This window comes from Paenirhizobium daejeonense, assembly GCF_014280875.1.
In the GTDB taxonomy this organism is placed as follows: Bacteria; Pseudomonadota; Alphaproteobacteria; order Rhizobiales; family Rhizobiaceae; genus Allorhizobium; species Allorhizobium daejeonense.
Genome location: NZ_JACLAL010000004.1, coordinates 152,146 through 168,247 on the forward strand (window position 1 = coordinate 152,146; position 16,102 = coordinate 168,247).

Below are 16,102 nucleotides of genomic sequence, written 5' to 3' on the forward strand. Positions count from 1 at the left end.
CGCAAGGGCATTGCAGGGGCAAATGCAAATGGTCAATCCGATCTTCGGGAAATCCGGAACCTCAATCTTCGAATACATGTCGCGCCTGGCGTCGGAAACGGGGTCCATCAATCTCGGGCAGGGCTTTCCGGAAGGTTTCGAGCCGCGCGAGCTGATCGATGCGGCAGTGGAGGCTTTGCAGAGCGGACCACACCAGTATCCGCCGATGATGGGCCTGCCAGCGCTTCGCAAGGCGGTTGCCGACAATGCCAAGCGGTTCCTCGGCCTCGATATTGACTGGCAGAGCGAAGTGCTCGTGACCTCGGGCGCCACCGAAGCGCTGACCGACACCTTCCTTGCGCTTCTCGACCGGGACGACGAGGTGATCGTCTTCGAACCGGTCTATGATGCGTATGCGACGCTGATCCGGCGTGCTGGCGGCAAGGTCGTGCCGGTGCGGCTCGCACCGCCCCATTGGGAATTGCCCCGGGAAGCGCTGACGAAGGCCATTACCGCGAAAACCCGGCTGATCGTCATCAACACACCGATGAACCCGATCGGCAAGATCTTCGATCCCGAGGAACTGCGTTTCCTGGCGGATCTCGCCATCGAGCACGATCTGGTCATTGTGGCAGACGAAGTCTACGAGCATCTGGTCTTCGATGCGCGCCCCTTCCATTCCCTGTTTGCCGTCGAAGGCATTCGTGACCGGGTCGTGCGCATCGGTTCCGCCGGCAAGAGCTTTTCGGTCACTGGCTGGAAGGTCGGTTACATCACCGCAAGTGCCGACCTACTGCAGCCGATTGCCCGGGCGCATCAGTACGTGACCTTCACCACGCCGCCCGCCCTGCAGGCTGCCGTGGCCGTTGGCCTCAACCTGCCGGACGAGTATTTCCTCGGTCTGCGCAAGACGCTTGCCGCCCGCCGCGACCTGCTGGTCAAGGGCCTGCGGGATGCGGGCTTCGAGGTGGCCGATGTTCCCGCGACCTATTTCGCCGTGGCCAATGTCGCGCCGCTCGATCCCGAAGGCGACGATCTCGTTTTCTCCCGCCGGTTGACGCTGGAGACAGGCGTCACGCCCGTGCCTGTCTCGTCCTTTTATGGCGACCGCGACGTGAAGAGCCATGTCCGTTTCTGCTTCGCAAAGAAGGAGGAGACGATCATTTCCGCCGTTTCCCGACTGCGCCGCTGGCGCGAAGGGCAGGGTTGGAGGGCGGCCTCGTGAACCGTCATGTGACCCCGCAGAACATAGGGGCCGCGATTGCGGCGCTGGAGGCGCGCTTTCCCTCGTCGGTCTCCACGGGCAAATCGGCTCGCCGGCTGCATGCCGGCGACGAAAGCCATCACGAGCCGAGCGAACCGGATATCGTCGTGCATCCGAAGTCGACGGCCGAAGTGGTGGATGTCGTTAAGATCGCCGCGCGCAACCGCGTGCCGGTCACGCCATTCGGCGCGGGCTCGGGGCTGGAGGGCGGCGCCATTCCGCACAGGGGCGGCATTTCGCTCGATACCTCGGAACTCTCGGAGATCTTCGAGATCCGCCCCGATGACATGATTGCCCGCGTCGGTGCCGGCGTCCGTCGTCTGGATCTCAATCAGGCGCTGCGCGACACCGGCCTGTTCTTTCCGGTCGATCCCGGCGCCAATGCCTCGATCGGCGGCATGGTCTCCACGGGTGCGAGCGGCACCAATGCGGTGCGCTTCGGCGTGATGCGGGAAAACGTGCTGGGCCTGACCGTCGTCACCGCCGAGGGCAAGGTGGTCAAAACCGGCTCGCTCGCCCGCAAGTCATCGTCGGGATATGACCTGACGCGGCTCTTCGTCGGATCCGAAGGAACGCTCGGCGTCGTCACCGAAGTCACGCTCCGCCTGCATCCCATTCCTGATGCCGTCTCCGCCCATGCCGGTTTTGAGACGCTGGCCGGCGCGGTCAATGCCGTCACCGATATCAAGCGCGCAGGCCTGCAGATCGGCCGTGTCGAACTTCTCGATGCGCCGCTGGTCGATGTCATCAACCGCCGCGGCGACATGCGGCTCGAACACCTGCCGACGCTGTTCTTCGAATTCCACGGCGCGCCCGCCGAGATCGCGTCGCTGTCCGGTACGATTGCTGACATCGTCAGCGAAAATGGTGGTCGCAGCCTCGAATGGCCGGCGAATGCGGAAGAAAGCCGGGTGCTCTGGGAGACCCGCCGCGATTGCCTCGCCTGGGCCAAGGCCGAGCGCGAGGGAGCGCATTCCTGGCCGACCGATGTCTGCGTGCCGATTTCGAGGCTCGCCGAGGTTGTCCTCGAAACCAGGGAAGACGTCGCCCGCTCTGGCATCCCCGCCTACATCGTCGGCCATGTCGGCGACGGCAATTTCCACTGCGTCTTCATGCTCCGGCCGGAAGAGGAGGCCGAGGTCGCCCGCCTTTCCGACCGCATCGTCGAGCGCGCGCTGGCGGCCGGCGGCACGGCAAGCGGCGAGCACGGCGTCGGCCTCGGCAAGCGCAAGTTCCAGCAACAGGAACACGGCGCGGAGGCGATCGCCTTGATGCGCAGCCTCAAGGCCGCGCTCGATCCGCACGGCATTCTCAATCCCGGCAAGGTCCTGCCGGACACCTGATCACGAAGACACCTGATCAACGAAAAAGACCGAACAGGTCTCTCAAAAAGGAAAAGACTGCATGCGTTATTCCTCCCTGATCGCCGGTACCGTCTCGGCCGTCGCCCTATTCATCGCGGCGCATGGCGCGGCACTTGCCGAAACCATCAAGTTTGGCGTCACCGCCGGCCCGCACGCCCAGATCGCCGAAGCGCTGGTGCCGGTCGCCAAGGCCAAGGGCCTCGACATCCAGGTCGTCGAATTTTCCGACGGCGCGCTGATCGACCCCGCCACCAATGATGGCGATCTCGATGCCAACGGCTTCCAGCACACGCCCTATCTCGACCGTCAGAACAAGGATCGCGGTCTGAACCTCGTCGCCGTCGGCGGCAAGACTGTTCTCCTGCCAATGGCGGGCTATTCCCACAAGTTCAAGTTGCTGGCCGACCTGCCGGAAGGCGCCCAGGTGTCGATCCCCAACGATCCGAGCAATGCCGGCCGCGCCCTGAAGCTGCTCGAAGCCGGCGGCGTCATCAAGCTCACCCCCGGCTCCACCTATAACGCCAGCGAACTCGACATCGTCGAGAACCCGAAGAACATCAAGATCATCCCGATGGAAACCGCCCAGCTGCCGCGCTCGCTTGAAGACGTGGACTTCTCGGTCATCACCTCGCACTTCGCCCTTTCGGCCGGTCTCAACCCGAAGAAGGACGGCCTGCTCGTCGAAGACCAGCTTTCCGAATATTTCTGCCTGATCGCGGTTGCGGAAAAGAACAAGGACGCTCCGTGGGTAAAGACCCTGGTCGAATCCTACAAGTCGCCAGAAGTGAAGGCCGCCATCGAGAAGACGTTCGAAGGCAACGTCATCGCCGGCTGGTGATGTCATGAACGTTCTTTCCCGCTCCCCGTATCTTGCTTTGTCCGATGACCTGGTCCCGGCCCGTTCAGTCGAGACGACCGGCGTACCTGTCATCCGGGCCGATGAACTGACGAAGATCTACGATCCGAAGACCGGTCCCGTCCTCGATCGCGTTTCGCTCGCGGTTGCGGAGGGCGAGATCCATGGCATCATCGGCCGTTCCGGCGCGGGAAAGAGCACTCTGGTCCGTTGTCTGAACGGGCTGGTGAAGCCGACCTCCGGCAAGGTCTCGGTCGCCGGTCGAGAGATCAGCGGCCTATCCGGCTCGGCGTTGCGTTCCGCTAGGCGCGACATCGCCATGATCTTCCAGCATTTCAGCCTGTTGTCGTCGCGCACCGCCGCCGCCAACGTGGCGCTGCCGCTGGAGATCGCCGGCGTCGACCGCGAGACCATCCGAACCCGAGTGCCGAAGCTTCTTGATCTCGTCGGTCTGTCCGCCAAGGCGGACGCCTATCCGTCCGAGCTTTCCGGCGGCCAGAAGCAGCGCATCGGCATTGCCCGCGCGCTGGCGCTGGAGCCGCGCGTGCTGCTGTCGGACGAGGCGACTTCGGCGCTCGATCCCGAAACCACGGAGCAGATCCTCGACCTCCTGAAGGACATCAACCACCGCCTCGGCCTGACCATCGTGCTCATCACCCACGAGATGGACGTGGTGCGCCAGATCGCCAGCCACGTCACCGTGCTGGAGCATGGCAAGGTGGTCGAGAGCGGCGCAACCTTCGACGTCTTCGCCTTCCCGCAATCGCCCGTCGCTCGCTCCTTCCTCGCCAGTATCGTGGCCCATGACCTGCCGCGGGAGGTGTCCGAACGGCTTCTTCCCGCCCCGGCCGCCAATACCGATCCCGTCCTTCGCATCGTCTTCACCGGCGACGCGGCGCACGATCCGGTGGTCGCCACGCTGGTCGAGCAATTCGGCGTGCGCCCGAACATCCTGCATGGACGCATCGACTACATCGACGGACGCCCGCTCGGGGTCATCACCCTCGTCGCCGAAGGTGCTGAACCGAAACTGTCCGGCATCCTTGCCTATCTTTCATCCCTTGGACTTCACGGAGAACTCGTCGGCCATGCTGTTCGATCTGTTTCCGCCGGCGCTGGTCGGCCTCGTTCTTGAATCGCTGAAGCAGACAGTGACGATGGTGGCTGCGGCCGCCTTGCTCTCAACTGCCATCGGCCTGCCGCTCGGCATCCTGCTTGTCGTCACCGCTCCCGGCCAGTTCATGGAGCGGCCGATCTTCAACCGCATTGCCGGAACGGTGGTCAATCTCGTCCGCTCCACGCCGTTCATCATCCTCATGGTCGCGATCATCCCGTTCACCCGGCTCGTCGCCGGAACCACGGTCGGCACGCTTGCGGCCATCGTGCCGCTCACCGTCGCGATCACGCCGCTTTATGCGCGCCTTGCCGAGGCGGCCATGCGCGAGGTCGACCAGAACCTGATCGAGGCCGCCGAAAGCATGGGCGCAAGCCCGCTGCAGATCATCTGGAAGGTGCTGCTGCCGGAAGCCCTGCCGGGCATCCTTGCCGGCCAGACGGTCACGCTGGTGAGCCTCGTCGGTTATTCCGCCATGGCCGGCACTGTCGGCGGCGGCGGTCTCGGCGACCTCGGCATTCGTTTCGGCTACCAGCGCTTCATGCCGGAAGTGATGATCGCCGTCGTCGTCATCCTCGTGGTGATCGTCCAGTCGATCCAGATGATCGGCGACTGGACAGCCCGCATGGTCAACCATCGGGTTGCCCGCCGCCGGGCCGCGGCATGAGCCTAGCGCATCGGCCCGAAAATCGGAAACGATTTTCGGAAAGCTCGATGAGTAAATTCAATGAGTTAGAACCCCCTTTGTGCGGCCGAATGGACGCACGGCGCTCTAGCGAAAACAGGCTCTGTCCGACCGAATTCGTCGCCGGCGTTCCGGTGTTTGCAAGAAAAGGAGAAATGTCATGACCATTCATACTCTGCCAGTTCATTTGCCGCTGATCGACATCTCGCGCTTCCATGGTTCGCCCGAGGAGCGCGAAAGCTTCATCGCCGACCTGCGACGCACCCTTCACGACCACGGCTTCTTCTATCTCACCGGCCATGGCGTCGATCCCAAGCTGATCGCCGACGTGATCGCCACCTCCAAGCAGTTCTTCGCGTTGCCGCTGGAGCAGAAGCTGGAAATCGAGATGGTTAAGTCGCCCCATTTCCGCGGCTATAACCGCGCCGGCTACGAGCGCACCCGCGGCGAGCAGGACTGGCGCGAACAGCTCGACATCAACACCGAGGGCGAAGCCGTCAAGCTCGGTCCTGATACCCCGGCATGGAAGCGCCTGTTCGGTCCCAACCAGTGGCCGTCAGCCCTGCCGGAGCTGAAGCCCTTGCTGCTCGCCTATCAGGCCGAAGTAACCCGTATCGGCATCGACATCCTCAAGGCCATCGCCGTGGCGCTCGGCCAGCCGGAGAACGCCTTTGCCGAAATCTACGAGCCGCAGCCTTCGCAGCTCCTGAAGATCATCCGCTATCCCGGCCGCGAGGTCGCCAAGTCCGATCAGGGCGTCGGCGCACACAAGGATGGCGGCTTCGTCACCGTGCTGCTTCAGGATACCGTTCCGGGCCTGCGCGTGCAGACGGAAGACGGCGTATGGCTCGAGGCTCCGCCGATCCCGGGAACCTTTGTCATCAACACCGGCGAGCTCCTGGAACTCGCGACCAACGGTTTCGTCCGCGCCGACGTGCATGACGTCGTGGCCCCGCCGGCCGGTGTCGAGCGCTTCTCGGTCGCCTTCTTCCTCGGCTCGCGCTACGACGCGACGATCCCGGTCATCGACCTGCCGGACGAACTGAAGCGCGACGAACGCGGCGTGACCGTCGATCCGCTGAACCCGATCTTCCGTGAAGTGGGCCAGAACCACCTGAAGAGCCGCCTCCGTTCGCATCCGGATGTCGCGCGTGCCCATCACGCCGACCTCCTGACGCCGGAACAGCTCGCCGGTCCGGCCGTCGCCCAGGCCTATTGAGGGCAGGGCTCGATGCAGACAGCCTCTCGCCGGATCTGCCGGCGGGAGGCTGGTACAGGCAACCTTTCGGGGTCGTCGAAAGAGTAGAAAATTTCCATTCGGCAATTTTCATTAGTCTATAAAATCTATCAATTAACATTGCTTTTATTATCCTGTCCCCGGATCTCATTGAAGGGGACGAACAATGACCAGCAATTCCTCACCTGAGACGCAGCCGGCAAGCGGCGCTCTCTCCCGCCGCACCCTCATCAAGACGGCAGGCCTCGCCGGAGCGGTCGCAACCGTCGGCGTCTTCGGCGCCCGCACGACGAGCTACGCGGTTGCCGGCAATCTCATTCCGATCAAGCTCGAATGGACGGAAGTGGCAGCCTGTCACTCGCCCGTCGGCTTCGGTCTTGCCAAGGGCACTTACGCAAAGCACGGCCTCGACGTCGAGCTTTTCTATCAGGGTGCCAGCGGCCAGACGCTCATTCAGGCGCTCGCCACCCGCAAGGCGGAAGCAGGCCCGGGTCTCCTCTATGACTGGCTGAAGCCGATCGAGCAGGGCTTCGACGTCAAGCTCTTCGCCGGCTCCCATGGCGGCTGCCAGCGCGTTCTGGTCAAGCCGGATTCCGGCATCAAGACGCTGACCGACCTCAAGGGCAAGACGATCGGCACCTTCGACGTCATGTCGCCCTCCCGCGTCGCCTTCTCGGTTGCGCTCGCCAAGGCGGGCCTCAATCCGGAAACCGACGTCACCTGGAAGGTCTTCCCCTTCGATCTCGTCGCCGAAGGCGTGCTGAAGGGCGAGGCCGATGCCGTCGCGCACATGGACCCCTGGGCCTATTCCTATGAAAAGCAGCATGGTTTCGTGAAGATCGCCGATACCCAGACCGGTTCCTTCCAGGATCGCGTCTGCTGCGTTCTCGGCGTCAACGGCGATTACTACGAAGCCAACAAGGACGCCATCAAGCGGGTCGCCGCGGCCAACCTCGAAATCCACCAGTACACCGCGCAGCATCCGGACGAAGTGGCGAAGTGGTATTTCGACACGCTGAAGCCCGGCCTGCCGCTCGAGGATCTGACCGAGGTTCTCGCGTCCTTCACCTATCACGACCACTGGTTCGGCAAGGAACTCGTGAAGGAGGTAAGGACCGGCTACGAGGACCTGAAGCTCACCGGCGTTGCCGATGCCTCCACCGATCCGGAGGAAATCGCAAACCGCATCACCATCGACATCTTTGCGTGAGCCGGCCATGAGCGACGTCATCCGAAGCGAATTCGGCGCGGTTTCCGGGGCGGTGCCGCTCCGGGGCCGGGCGCGCTGGCGGGACGGCCTTCTGGCCGCCGCCACCTGGGGTGCCGCCGCCGCGGTCACCTGGTTTCTTCCCGATGTGATCAAATGGGGCGCAACTGGCCTCTTCGCGCTCGCGGTGGCGATCGGCGCGGCCATTTTCCTCGCGCTCTCCTTCGCCGTGCCGCGGCTCGGCGAAGGAGCAAAAACACTGGTGCATTACGGCCCGTGGTTCATCGCCATTGGCGTGTGGTTCACGGCGTGGGAACTGCTGACGGCCAAGCTCGGCTGGCTTCCCAAGCCCTTCTTCTCGCCGCCACAGGGCCTGTTGCATGTCTATGTCACGGATTGGGAGCGGCTGCTTGTCTGCGTCGCCTATACCGCGCGTCTCTGGGGCCTCGGCTTCTTCTCCGGCATCGTCGTCGGCTTTGCCGCCGGCGTGGCGCTGGGCTGGTCCAAGCGTTTCGCCTATTGGGGCATGCCGATCCTGAAGCTGATCGGGCCGGTCCCGGCCAGCGCCTGGATCCCCTGCACCTTCTTTATCTTCCCGTCGACCTTCCACGCCTCGATCTTCCTCGTGGCGCTCGCCTCGGGCATACCGGTCGCCATCCTGACGGCCGCCGGCGTCGAACAGGTGAACCGCTCCTATTACGACGTTGCCCGCACGCTCGGCGCTTCCAATCGCTACCTGATCTTCAAGGTGGCGATCCCGGCCTCGCTGCCCAACGTCTTCGTCGGCCTGTTCATGGGCCTCTACTATTCCTTCGCGGTACTGGTCGTTGCCGAAATGCTCGGCGCCAAGTTTGGCCTTGGCTGGTACCTGCAGTTCAACACCGCCTATTCGGCCTACGCCAATGTCTATGCTGCCCTGATCGTCATGGCGCTGATCTGCGCAGGCCTGGTCAGGCTGCAGTTCATCCTGCGCGACCGGCTGCTCGGCTGGCAGAAGGGGATCCTCTGATGGCGCTCGCATTCGACAGGCAAACTGACGCCGGCCGCGGCCTCGCGCTCGATATCGATCATGTCTCCCACGGATTCGATCTCGGCACGCGTCAGCTTCAGGTGCTGGACGACGTCTCGATCAACGTGAAGCCCGGCGAGTTCGTTGCCCTGCTCGGCCCCTCGGGCTGCGGCAAGTCGACCCTGCTCAGGCTCGCCGCCGGGCTGGAACAACCGCTGCGGGGCGAGCTTCGCGAGGACGGCGAGTTGATCCGCAAGCCGAACCCGGATCGCATCCTCGTCTTTCAGGAAGCGACGCTTTTCCCATGGCTGACCGTTCGGCGGAACATCGCCACGGGCCTCGATGCTCGCGGCGTTCTGAACGAACAGGAACATCGCATCGACGAGGTGCTGAAGCTCGTCCGCCTCGAAGGCTTCGGCGATGCTTTCCCGCACCAGCTTTCCGGTGGCATGGCCCAGCGTGTGGCGATTGCCCGCGCTCTGGTCAACGATCCGAAGCTGCTCCTGCTCGATGAGCCCTTCGGCAAGCTCGACTCCCTGACACGGCTGTCGATGCAGAACGAACTCTTGCAATTGTGGAAGGATGTGGGCTTCACCGCGCTTCTGGTGACCCATGACGTCGAGGAAGCTCTGCTGCTGGCCGATCGCGTCATCGTTTTCTCCAACCGTCCGGCGCGGATCGTGTCGGAACTCGTCGTCGAGAAGCCCCATCCGCGCCGCCGCGACGATGCCGACCTCGTGCATCTGCGCCAGACGCTGCTCGAACAGCTGGGAGTGGCCCATGCCGTCTGAGGCGAGGCTTCCCCTGCTGCTGGCATTTCTCGGCAGCGTCGTTACCGCTCTGGCGCTCGGCTGGTGGTGGCTGATCTTCGGCAAGGTCGTCGAGAGCGGTTACATCACCTATGCGCAGGCGGCACCCTGCTTGGCCGGCACGTCCGATCTCTGCCGGCTCGCCGAGGCGCTCTGCACCAACGACCACTTCTTCGGCATCCGCTGGTATGCGCCCGAAGCGCTCTGGGTCGGGGCGGCCCTGCTGGCAGCAGCACTTCTCAACCTGACCATCCGGACCGGTGTCCGGTCCATCGATCAATCCCGATAGCGCCCGATAACGCCTGATAACGGAGGAAGAACCCATGACCATTCAGCAGTCGAGTGAGACCATCGTGCAATCGGCAACACTGCAAGCGCCCGCAGGCACTGCAACCTTCAAGAGCCGCCACCCCGAGACGCAGGCGCTGCATGGCGGCAGCTTCCGCTTCGATCCGACGACCGGCGCGGTCGCCGTGCCGATCTACCAGACGACCTCCTACCAGCTTCCTGGCACCGAAGGCGCCGACAAGCTTTTTGCGCTGGAAGCGCCCGGCCATCTTTATAGCCGCGTCTCCAACCCGACGCAGGATGCGCTCGAACAGCGTCTTGCTGAGCTTGAGGGCGGTGCTGCCGCACTTGCGGTTTCCTCGGGTCAGGCGGCCTCGGCCTTCGCGCTCCTCAACCTTGCCCGCGCCGGCGACAACATCGTCAGCGCCGCCGGCCTCTATGGCGGCACCTGGGCGCTGTTTGCCGCGACACTGAAGAGCTTCGGCATCGAAACCCGTTTCGTCGATGCGGCCGATCCGGAAGCCTTTGCCCGCGCCACCGACGACCGCACCCGGGCCTATTATGCCGAATCCCTGCCCAATCCGAAGCTCGAGGTCTTCCCGATTGCCGAGGTCTCGGAAATCGGCCGCCGCTTCGGTATTCCGCTGATCGTCGATAACACCGCTGCCCCGCTGACCATCCGTCCGCTGGAACATGGTGCTGCCGTCGTGGTCTATTCCGCGACGAAATATATCGGCGGTCATGGCACTTCCATCGGCGGGGCCATCATCGACGGCGGCAATTTCCCCTGGGCCGAGCTCAAGGATCGCCAGCCCAATCTCAACGAGCCGGATTCGAGCTATCAGGGCAAGACCTGGATCGAGAAGGCAGATGCCATCAGCTTCCATCCCTATATCCTGCGCGCCCGCGCCGTCCTGCTGCGCGATATCGGCGCCGCCATCAGCCCGCAGAATGCCTTCCAGCTCATTCAGGGCGTCGAGACACTGCCGCTCCGTCTTCGTCAGCACAATGACAACGCCATCAAGGTGGCGGAATTCCTGAAGAACCATCCGAAGGTCGCCAACGTCATCTTCCCGAAGTTCCAGACGGGCGTGGCCGCGGAGCGGGCGGCGAAATATCTGAAATCAGGTGCTTTCGGCGCCCTCGTCGGCTTCGAACTCAAGGGCGGTCGCGAGGCCGGCCGGCGCTTCATCGATGCGCTCCAGCTCTTCTATCATCTGGCCAATATCGGCGATGCCCGCTCGCTCGCCATCCATCCCTCGACCACGACCCATTCGCAACTCTCGGCCGATGACCAGCTCGCGACCGGCGTCACCCCCGGATACGTCCGCCTGTCGATCGGCATCGAGCACCCGGACGACATCATCGCCGATCTCGCTCAGGCCATCGACGCGGCCTGAGGCTCGTGCCCAAGGCTTATGACTGAAAAGAAGAAGGCCGGGTGAAGCATATCCATCCGGCCACAGACTGGTGATAAATTCGTGCTGATCAGACCCTGTGATCCGGCATTTTTGCATCCACCGTCGTCATCCCGGCCTTGAGCCGGGATCCAGCGTGATCAAGTCCTTGATGGCAAGAAGTGCTCTTCGCGCGATCGGCCTCGCGCCGCTGGATGCCGGACCGAGTCCGGCATGACGAAGAAGGATGCCTTGCTTTTGAATACGGCCAGTTTAGCAATGGGAGGCCGGCTGGAAACAACCCCACTGTCTTTTTTCGCCGACACGAATGGCACGCCGCCGGCCTCCTTGCTCTCAGCCCGCGACGCCGCGTCTTGCCTGCCTGTCGGTCGCCTGCCTTTCAAGAGCCTTGGCCAACTCCCCCGCAACGGCTGCCGCATGTTCGGCCACCTGTGGCAGGCCCATCAGCTCGCCGAATGTGCCGCGCGCCAGAGGGCCGGCGATGAAGAGGTCGGAGGCAACCTCGCCGTTCGCCCCCAGTGCCCGGGACTGGCGGTCGCAGGAAAGCCCGAGCCCCGTCGCGCAGAACGACAGGTAGCCCTGTTCCTCCAGTTGGGAAAAGAAAGGCTGCGAATGAAGTATGCCGTCATGGGCCGGCCCGGTTGTCACCACCACGGCATCGGCCTCGATCTCACGCTCGACACCGCCATCTCGCAACCTGACGCCGACACGGATATCTTCGTCGGAGCGTGTCGTATAAGCGAGCGCCGCCGCCAGGATTTCGAGGCGTCCGGCGGCGATGGCATCGTCCAGTACCTTTTCCACCTGTGGCGCGATGCGGAAGCGATGGACGTCCCAATAGACGCGGGCATGGCGGGCAAGCCTCTGCCGTTCGATGAGGGGCAGGGCCTTCCAGATCTCCTGTCCCTGACCGCGCACCGCATCGAGCACGGGATGCCAGGTCAGGCCAAGTGCTGCGGCCTCGCGCAGCGTCCGGCGGATGCGCGCCAGAAGATGCGACGCCGTGTGGGACGGTTCGGAGACGAAATCCCCGAAAGCTTCCTGGGCGATTGCCGGATGACCGCGCGAGCGTAGGCCCCTTCGTGATATCGAGACGATCCGGCCGGTATGTCCCCGGTTGGCCAATGCTGCCACCACATCGGCCGAGGTCAACCCGTTGCCGACGATCAGTACCCGGTCGCCAGGCCGGATGCCATCGACGGCACCAGCCACGGTCGCGTCGGGAATGAAGCGCGGGTGGCTGGCAAGGGCGGAGAGAACGCGGGGTGCCGCGGGTGCCGGGTGGCTGACGGCGAGCACCACATGATCGGCCTCCAGATCGGCACCGTCTGCACCGCTCACCCGCCATCTGCCGTTAGACCGGCGAAGCCCGGTGACTTCGGCCCGGCGATGTTCTATCCGGCCGGTGGAAAGGTGCGGTGCCGCCTGCGCGTAAGCGTAGTCGCCGAAGACGTGCCGGCGCGGAAAGGGCAACCCGTCGTCGGCGAACGCGTCCGAATCGTCCTTGAGCGCGTCGTTTTCCTCGATCCAGCGGATGAAGCTTTCCGGGTCGTCGGGATAAAGGCTCATGCGTCCGGCGGGCACGTTGATGCGGTTCGTCGCCTCGTTGGTGTCGTAGGCCAGGCCGGCGCCCAGCTTTTCGCGTGGTTCGAACACCACGATGCGCGCCGCAACGCCGGCTTGCCCGCGTTCGGCCAGATGCACGGCGACCGCCGCGCCGGTAAAACCCCCGCCGATGATCGCGACGACGGGCAGGGGAGCATAGGATGACATGTCGAAATCTCCGCAGCATGAGGCCGCGGCCCCACTTGTCTTCATCTCTCGACCGAAACTAGCCAACCACAGGCTACAAACGAACACATCCAATTCTATAGAATAAATGCGTAATAGATTTTCTTGCTACCGGTTCGAACACTCTACTCCCTCGTTGCAGCCATCGCCCCTGTTCGAGACGGGGATCGAACGCCTCGCAAACCCGTTTGACGCGAAAATTCGTGACAGCAATCGCCGGAAAATGAGGCGGAATTATCTCTACTAATTCTATGTATTGAACCATCATGAATGCAATCGAGAGGCCGGGGGCGGTCTCCGACAGCAATCAGGAGAGGAAACGACATGACCTTCAAACGCAGACAACTGGCGGGCCTCGTGGCAGCCGCCACCCTGTTCGCCACCCTCGGTGCCAACGCCGCTGCGGCGGCCGATGTGACCGTCAACATCGGTTATCAGCCCATCGTCGAGCCGTCCCGCGTGCCGCAGGCCGATGGCACTTACGAGAAAGCAACCGGCGCCAAGATCAACTGGCAGAAGTTCGACGGCGGCGCCGACGTGATCGCGGCCATCGCATCGGGGTCGCTCGACATCGGCTATGTCGGCTCCTCGCCGCTGGCCGCCGCCGCAAGCCGCCAACTGCCGATCGAGACGATCGCGCTCGTCGGCCTGATCAGCGAAGCCGAGGCGCTTGCCGTTCGCAACATTTCCAGGCCGGAAGAACTCGCCGGCAAGAAGATCGCCACTCCTTTCGTCTCGACCGCGCATTACAGCCTGCTCACGGCGCTGAAGCACTGGAACATCGATCCGAAGTCGGTCGAGATCCTCAATCTACGTCCGCCGGAAATCGCCGCGGCCTGGACCCGTGGCGATATCGACGGCGCCTATGTCTGGGATCCGGTCCTTGCCGAGATCAAGAAGTCCGGCACCGTGCTCGCCACTTCCGCCGACGTTGCCGATTGGGGCGGCCCGACCTTCGACGCATGGATCGTCAGCAAGAAGTTCGCCGATGCCAATCCGGATATTGTCGCAGCCTTCGTTCGCGTGACCGGCAATGCGACGGCCGCCTATCGCGCCAATCCGGATGCGTGGAGCGCGACCTCGCCCGAGGCCGAAAAGATTGCCCGCCTGACGGGCGCCAGGCAGGAAGAGGTTCCGGCCCTTCTCAAGGGTTACATCTTCCCGACGCTCGAAGAGCAGGCCAAGGCCGATCTCCTCGGCGGCGGCACGGTCAAGGCGGTAGCCGCAACCTCGGCCTTCCTCAAGGAGCAGGGCAAGATCCCCACGACGCTCGATGACTACTCGGCCTACGTCTCGCCGCGCTGGGTTGTCGAGGCCTCGAAACTGTCCTTCTGATCCCTCCCACGATCCTTGTGAGTGGCCCACCAACCGGTCGGGCCGCTCCATCCCCCGCATTCACCGGAGCCCTGACCATGAGCACCCTGTCCTTTCGCGACGTCTCGTTGCGCTATCCGCCGAGGAGCGGCGATGCGGGGCGTACGCTTCCTGTGCTGGAGCGCATCAACCTGACGCTGAAGGCCGGCGAGTTCATCGTCGTGATCGGCCGCTCGGGTTCCGGCAAGACCAGCCTGCTCAACCTTGCCGCCGGCTTCCTGACGCCGTCCGAAGGCAGTATTGAAGTGGATGGCAAGCCGATCACCGGGCCGGGTGCGGATCGCGCCGTGGTCTTTCAGGACGATGCGCTCTATCCGTGGCTCGATGCCCGCGACAACGTGGCGTTTCCGCTCAGGCTGCGCGGCATCGACCTGAAGCAGCGCCGCGCCCGCGCCGATGAACTGCTGGATCTGGTCGGCCTTTCCGGTGCCGGCAACTGCCGCATCAAGGAGCTTTCCGGCGGCATGCGCCAGCGGGTGGGCATTGCCCGGGCGCTGGCCTCCGATCCCCGTTTCCTGCTGCTCGACGAACCGCTCGGCGCACTCGATGCGCTGACCCGCAGCAAGATGCAGGGTTTCCTGCTGGAGGTCTGGGCAAGGAGCCGGTCCGGAGCGCTGCTGATTACCCATTCCATCGAAGAGGCGCTCCTGCTCGCAACGCGCGTCGTGGTGCTGTCGCCCAATCCCGGCAGGCTCGCTGCCGATATCGAGACCGGCTTTGCCACCGATCTCCTGGGCGGAGCCTCGATTGGCCAGATCAAGGCCTCGCCGCTCTACAAGCGCATGCATGACGGGCTGACCGGACTGATCCATTCCACAGCGGACGAAAACGAGGAGGCCGCATGACGATCCTGAGCGAAATCCGGGCCGAATATGCGGAGGTTGAGATCCCCGCCCGCCCGCCACGGCGAAAACCGGTCGTGCCGCTTTATGTCTATTCCGGCCTGACGGTGCTCGCCATCATCGCTATCTGGTGGGTAGCGGCTTCGCTGGAACTCGTGTCGCCGGTCTTCCTGCCGTCGCCCGCGGTCGTCGCGGTTTCGGCGTGGAATCTCGTCACCGTCGGCTTCGTCGACAGCACCCTGCTGGAACACGTGACCGCAAGCCTTGGCCGCATCCTGGGGGCTCTTCTGGTCTCGATCCTGATCGGCGTTCCGGCCGGCATCGCCATCGGCACCAGCCGCCTCGGCCGCGGCATTCTCGATCCCATCGTCGAATTCCTGCGACCGCTGCCGCCGCTCGCCTATCTGCCGCTGATCATCATCTGGGTCGGCATCGGCGAGGCCTCCAAGATCACCGTCATCGCGCTCTCTATGCTGCCGGCGATCATCCTGTCCACCGCGGCAGGGGTGAAGTCGGCCTCGTCGGATCATGTGAATGCCGCCCGCTCCTTCGGCGCGACCCGCAGCCAGCTTCTGCGCCATGTCATACTGCCATCGGCACTGCCGTCGATCCTCACCGGTATCCGCATTGCGCTCGGCACCGGCTGGTCGACATTGGTCGCGGCCGAACTCGTGGCCGCCACCCGCGGCCTCGGCTTCATGATCCAGTCGGCGGCACAGTTTCTGGTCACCGACGTGGTGATCGCCGGTATCGGCGTCATCGCCCTGATCGCGATCCTGCTGGAACTCGTCGCCCGCGCGCTGGAGCGATGGCTCGTTCCCTGGGCGGGGGAAAAATAGGTCTCCCCCCGCACTGGCCGTACGAT

15 protein-coding genes are annotated in these 16,102 nt (G+C 64.0%); 14 read left to right on the top strand and 1 reads right to left on the bottom strand.

Annotation, left to right across the window (positions count from 1 at the left end; translation table 11 throughout):
- Window positions 1-28: 28 nt before the first annotated feature.
- From H4I99_RS10505 to H4I99_RS10555, 11 genes are all read left to right on the top strand, one after another.
- Window positions 29-1,204 (top strand): aminotransferase, encoded by a 1,176-nt coding sequence (locus H4I99_RS10505; protein ID WP_163902796.1) that lies wholly within the window; start codon window positions 29-31, stop codon window positions 1,202-1,204.
- The gene (locus tag H4I99_RS10510) at window positions 1,201-2,586 is read left to right on the top strand and encodes an FAD-binding oxidoreductase (protein ID WP_163902798.1); all 1,386 of its coding nucleotides are present in this window, start codon (window positions 1,201-1,203) and stop codon (window positions 2,584-2,586) included. The genes H4I99_RS10505 and H4I99_RS10510 overlap by 4 nt, the downstream gene beginning before the upstream one ends.
- 61 nt (window positions 2,587-2,647) lie before the next feature.
- Window positions 2,648-3,445: a MetQ/NlpA family ABC transporter substrate-binding protein gene (locus H4I99_RS10515; RefSeq protein ID WP_163902800.1), complete on the top strand. Its 798-nt coding sequence runs from the start codon at window positions 2,648-2,650 to the stop codon at window positions 3,443-3,445.
- Window positions 3,446-3,449: 4 nt separating this feature from the next.
- Window positions 3,450-4,598 carry a methionine ABC transporter ATP-binding protein gene (locus H4I99_RS10520; protein WP_163902802.1) on the top strand — a complete coding sequence of 383 codons (1,149 nt, stop codon included), beginning with the start codon at window positions 3,450-3,452 and terminating at the stop codon, window positions 4,596-4,598.
- Window positions 4,552-5,244, top strand: coding sequence for a methionine ABC transporter permease (locus tag H4I99_RS10525; RefSeq protein ID WP_163902804.1), 693 nt, complete (start codon window positions 4,552-4,554; stop codon window positions 5,242-5,244). The genes H4I99_RS10520 and H4I99_RS10525 overlap by 47 nt, the downstream gene beginning before the upstream one ends.
- Window positions 5,245-5,422: 178 nt before the next feature.
- The gene (locus tag H4I99_RS10530) at window positions 5,423-6,481 is read left to right on the top strand and encodes an isopenicillin N synthase family dioxygenase (protein ID WP_163902806.1); all 1,059 of its coding nucleotides are present in this window, start codon (window positions 5,423-5,425) and stop codon (window positions 6,479-6,481) included.
- A gap of 184 nt (window positions 6,482-6,665) precedes the next feature.
- Window positions 6,666-7,709 carry an ABC transporter substrate-binding protein gene (locus H4I99_RS10535; protein WP_163902808.1) on the top strand — a complete coding sequence of 348 codons (1,044 nt, stop codon included), beginning with the start codon at window positions 6,666-6,668 and terminating at the stop codon, window positions 7,707-7,709.
- Window positions 7,710-7,716: 7 nt separating this feature from the next.
- Complete coding sequence (locus tag H4I99_RS10540; RefSeq protein WP_163902810.1) at window positions 7,717-8,715, top strand: ABC transporter permease; 999 nt, start codon at window positions 7,717-7,719, stop codon at window positions 8,713-8,715.
- Window positions 8,715-9,506 (top strand): ABC transporter ATP-binding protein, encoded by a 792-nt coding sequence (locus H4I99_RS10545; protein ID WP_163902812.1) that lies wholly within the window; start codon window positions 8,715-8,717, stop codon window positions 9,504-9,506. Before H4I99_RS10540 ends, H4I99_RS10545 begins: the two co-directional genes overlap by 1 nt.
- Window positions 9,496-9,813 carry a hypothetical protein gene (locus tag H4I99_RS10550; RefSeq protein WP_163902814.1) on the top strand — a complete coding sequence of 106 codons (318 nt, stop codon included), beginning with the start codon at window positions 9,496-9,498 and terminating at the stop codon, window positions 9,811-9,813. Before H4I99_RS10545 ends, H4I99_RS10550 begins: the two co-directional genes overlap by 11 nt.
- A 34-nt stretch (window positions 9,814-9,847) precedes the next feature.
- Complete coding sequence (locus tag H4I99_RS10555; protein ID WP_163902816.1) at window positions 9,848-11,212, top strand: O-acetylhomoserine aminocarboxypropyltransferase/cysteine synthase family protein; 1,365 nt, start codon at window positions 9,848-9,850, stop codon at window positions 11,210-11,212.
- 351 nt (window positions 11,213-11,563) lie between these two features.
- Here H4I99_RS10555 and H4I99_RS10560 read toward each other — a convergent pair whose 3' ends face one another.
- Window positions 11,564-13,003, bottom strand: coding sequence for an FAD/NAD(P)-binding protein (locus H4I99_RS10560; protein WP_163902818.1), 1,440 nt, complete (start codon window positions 13,001-13,003; stop codon window positions 11,564-11,566).
- A gap of 342 nt (window positions 13,004-13,345) precedes the next feature.
- Here H4I99_RS10560 and tauA point away from each other — a divergent pair, with 342 nt between their 5' ends.
- The 3 genes from tauA (at window position 13,346) to H4I99_RS10575 (ending at window position 16,076) form a co-directional block, all read left to right on the top strand.
- Entirely contained in the window at window positions 13,346-14,356 is a 1,011-nt protein-coding gene (gene tauA / locus H4I99_RS10565; protein WP_163902819.1) for a taurine ABC transporter substrate-binding protein, read from the top strand.
- Window positions 14,357-14,433: 77 nt separating this feature from the next.
- Window positions 14,434-15,240 (top strand): taurine ABC transporter ATP-binding protein, encoded by an 807-nt coding sequence (locus H4I99_RS10570; protein ID WP_163902821.1) that lies wholly within the window; start codon window positions 14,434-14,436, stop codon window positions 15,238-15,240.
- Window positions 15,237-16,076, top strand: coding sequence for an ABC transporter permease subunit (locus H4I99_RS10575; RefSeq protein ID WP_163902823.1), 840 nt, complete (start codon window positions 15,237-15,239; stop codon window positions 16,074-16,076). The genes H4I99_RS10570 and H4I99_RS10575 overlap by 4 nt, the downstream gene beginning before the upstream one ends.
- The last annotated feature ends 26 nt before the right edge of the window (window positions 16,077-16,102 follow it).